This window comes from Apibacter adventoris (assembly GCF_002964975.1).
GTDB classification, from domain to species: Bacteria; Bacteroidota; Bacteroidia; order Flavobacteriales; family Weeksellaceae; genus Apibacter; species Apibacter adventoris.
Genome location: NZ_PSZM01000023.1, coordinates 1 through 3,156 on the forward strand (window position 1 = coordinate 1; position 3,156 = coordinate 3,156).

Consider the following 3,156-nt stretch of genomic DNA (forward strand, 5'->3'; position numbering starts at 1 on the left):
GATCCTCGCAGAATAGAATATGCCGGCGATGACCTACGAGGAGTAAAAATAAACTGGAAAGAAAAATACGAACACAGCCTGCAGGATATAAAAGACAACTATGCCTATTTTGAAGTGCCTAACCATGGAAAAGACCATAATGATTAAGTAAACGGAGCAGGCTTCTGCTGTGAAGGAAAGGATAAAAAACTCCAAGCCTATGGAGGCGGAATCGGCAAAGGGAATGAAGAATATGAAAAGATGCAGTATTATTATCATGCGGATCATTTGGGAAGTAACAGTTATATTACTAACTTAGACGCACAAATAGTACAACATGTAGAGTATGTACCATTCAACAGATCTTTTATCAGGTTATAAGGAGAGAATAAAAAATTTAAATGGTTTAGCTAGAGATCCAAATGAGCAGACAGCAACAGATAGTCGAACTAATAACCCTTCGAATTAATCAAAATATTATGCAAGGAATTTTTAAATATTTAATCATATTTTTATTGTCTTTAGTCCTTTGTAGTTGTCTAGATAATAGAAAATTTTATAAAGAAATCAAATCATATTACAATTCAAATTGTAAAAATTTAAGAAATAAAAATTGTTATGTCAATATTAAAGATATTATAAAAATAGATTGGGATTCGGTTTATTTTATAAAAGGAGCTCCAAGTAATAATCATATCATGTCACTAAAGAATATAGATTCACAATTATTATTAGATCCTGTTTTTGATAAAATAATATTTGTAAAAAATAATAATGTTCTTTATCAAGAAGAAATATATCCACAAGGGAATAACTTTTTTGATTTCTCCAAAAAAAGTGAAAATACATTAATTTTCGATTTTGAAAATGAATTATGTTTGTCTTCTAAACAAGCTAATATTATAGTAGAAAGCAAAGATGGTAAACTGTTTCGATTGAAGTTATTTAAGAAATAAAATATTAAAACACTTATTAAAACCTCGCTATGGTGTTTTTTTATTGTTTAATAATCTCTTCCTCCATGCAGAGCAATCTGAGGAGTTCAATGGTTTTGAATAAGTCCCATTTGTAATATTCTTGGAGTTCGGGATGTTCCAGAAAGAGAATAAGAGAAGATTTATAGAATTTACTCCCTAAATAAAGACCACTATGCGTATTTTGAAGTGCTTTACCATGGAAAAGACAATAATGATTATGTAAACGGAGCAGGCTTCTGCTGTGAAGGAAAGGATAAAAAACTCCAAGCCTATGTAGGCGGAATCAACAAAAGAAATGAATAATATGAAAAGATTCAGCATTATGATCATGCAGATCATTTGGGAAGTAGCAGTTATATTACTAACTTAGACGCACAAATAGTACAGCATGTAGAATATGTACCGTTTGGGAAGGTGTTTATTGAGGAAAGGAACCAGAGTTGGAATACCCCTTACCTGTTTAATGGCAAGGAACTGGATGAAGAAATGGGGTTATACTATTACAGGGCAAGATACTATAACCCGAGGGAGTCTATCTTTTTAAGTGTGGATCCGTTGTTTGAAGAAACAATGGCTCCGTATTAGTATACTTATCAAAATCCAATTAGCTTTACTGACCCAACGGGAATGATTCCGGAAGTATCAGGAGATCCACCGAAGTGGTTATCAAAAATAATAAGAAAAATAAATTTAATTAAAACAAACACAACTCGATGGTATTTTAATAATGTAGTAGCTACTCAGCCTAATTGGTCTCCAGCTAATGCTCCTTTTGATGCAAAAGGTTATGAGTCATTCTACTACTGGGTAAATGGATTAGGTAAGGAAGGAAGACTGAGATATAAAGAAGGAAAATGGGGTGATTATATGAGAAATAATACCTATATCAAGGATTTTTTAAAGGATCAAGCTTATGGGAAAGCCTAAAGTATGAAAAATAGTGGGCAAAATACTTCAACAATATCTCCTTATAAGACTCCAATGGAAATTGAGAATGGATAACAGGATATGAATTATTACATGGAACAAGTGATTTTCAGGTGAAGGGAGGTGAAGTATATACATTTAAATATAATCTTTTATGGAATGATCGAATAGACCCTAATGTTAATCAAGGAGATGGACCATTGGCAGATTTCATCAAAAAAATGCCAGGTATAAACCCAGTTGATTATAATATAAGTATAGAATGGTCCCAGACAGTGGATATAAAGTTAGATTCTAATAAGAAAAATATACAAAGACCAGAGCCTGCAAGAAGAGGAAGTCAAGAAATTTTTTAATATATATTAAAATTATGAATAGGTTAAAAAAATATTTTTTTATATCAATATTAGTTTTAATAAATTCTTGTAATGAAAGTAAGGATAATATTATGCCTTTTTACAATGGAGGATTTGTAAAAGCAGAAGGTACTTATAAGGTGCCTAAATATAATTTAAAACTAGTAGAAACTAAATCAGGGCTTTTATTTGGAATATCTGATAAAAAAAATAAATTATTGTATCAGAGTGATATATTTAAAGCATTTAGTCAACATGCTTTTTGGAGTTTATATATCGATGAAGATTTTAATGTTTGGGTTTATAATTCTGATTATCAAGAAACTGTAGTTTTATTTTTTGATGAACAAAAAATGAAGTTTAGTACTAAAGATTATTGTAAAGATAAATTAAATTTGCCAAAAGAGTTTAAGAAAAGTTTAAATGATAGATTAGTGTGTCAGTAAATATTTTAATAATAAAAAAATAGGTTCCTTTATATGATAAATTAGTTTTAAGGTAATAAAAGAAGTTATAAAAGAATTCGCCTCGCAACAGAGGCGGATTCTTTTTATTATTCAATAATCTCTTCATCCAGAGAAAGTAGTCTAAGGAGTTCATTGGTATTTTTAATATCCCACTTGTTGTGTTTTTAGAGTTCGGATTGTTCCAAAAATAGAAAATAAGAGAAGATTTACAGAGGATACTCCCAAAATAAAGACCACTATTCTTATTTTGAAGTGTAAAGCTCATAATAATTAAGTAAACGGAACAGGCTTCTGCTGTGAAGGCAAGGATAAAAAACTCCAAACCTACGGAGGGGGAATTGGCAAAGGGAATGAAGAATATGAAAAGATGCAGTATTATTATCATGCGGATCATTTGGGAAGTAGCAGTTATATTACTAACTTAGACGCACAAATAGTACAGCATGTAGA

The 3,156-nt window shown here is 30.5% G+C and carries 5 protein-coding genes; all 5 read left to right on the forward strand.

Annotated elements, in window-relative coordinates; genetic code table 11:
* Window positions 1-401 precede the first annotated feature (401 nt).
* The 5 genes from C4S77_RS03045 (at window position 402) to C4S77_RS03065 (ending at window position 2,685) form a co-directional block, all read left to right on the forward strand.
* On the forward strand, window positions 402-935 hold the full coding sequence (locus C4S77_RS03045; RefSeq protein WP_105245970.1) for a hypothetical protein: 534 nt from the start codon (window positions 402-404) through the stop codon (window positions 933-935).
* A 360-nt stretch (window positions 936-1,295) separates the two neighbouring features.
* Complete coding sequence (locus C4S77_RS13160; RefSeq protein ID WP_260209375.1) at window positions 1,296-1,541, forward strand: RHS repeat domain-containing protein; 246 nt, start codon at window positions 1,296-1,298, stop codon at window positions 1,539-1,541.
* Window positions 1,542-1,583: 42 nt separating this feature from the next.
* Entirely contained in the window at window positions 1,584-1,883 is a 300-nt protein-coding gene (locus C4S77_RS03055; RefSeq protein ID WP_105245980.1) for a hypothetical protein, read from the forward strand.
* Window positions 1,884-1,996: 113 nt separating this feature from the next.
* Window positions 1,997-2,239 carry a hypothetical protein gene (locus tag C4S77_RS03060; protein WP_105245982.1) on the forward strand — a complete coding sequence of 81 codons (243 nt, stop codon included), beginning with the start codon at window positions 1,997-1,999 and terminating at the stop codon, window positions 2,237-2,239.
* 14 nt (window positions 2,240-2,253) lie between these two features.
* Window positions 2,254-2,685: a hypothetical protein gene (locus C4S77_RS03065; RefSeq protein WP_105245700.1), complete on the forward strand. Its 432-nt coding sequence runs from the start codon at window positions 2,254-2,256 to the stop codon at window positions 2,683-2,685.
* The last annotated feature ends 471 nt before the right edge of the window (window positions 2,686-3,156 follow it).

Excerpts from the sequence above, each read along its gene's own strand:
- C4S77_RS03045 (WP_105245970.1), top strand. The coding sequence starts at position 402 with ATGAGCAGACAGCAACAGATAGTCGAACTAATAACCCTTCGAATTAAT.
- C4S77_RS03055 (WP_105245980.1), top strand. The coding sequence starts at position 1,584 with ATGATTCCGGAAGTATCAGGAGATCCACCGAAGTGGTTATCAAAAATA.
- C4S77_RS03065 (WP_105245700.1), top strand. The coding sequence starts at position 2,254 with ATGAATAGGTTAAAAAAATATTTTTTTATATCAATATTAGTTTTAATA.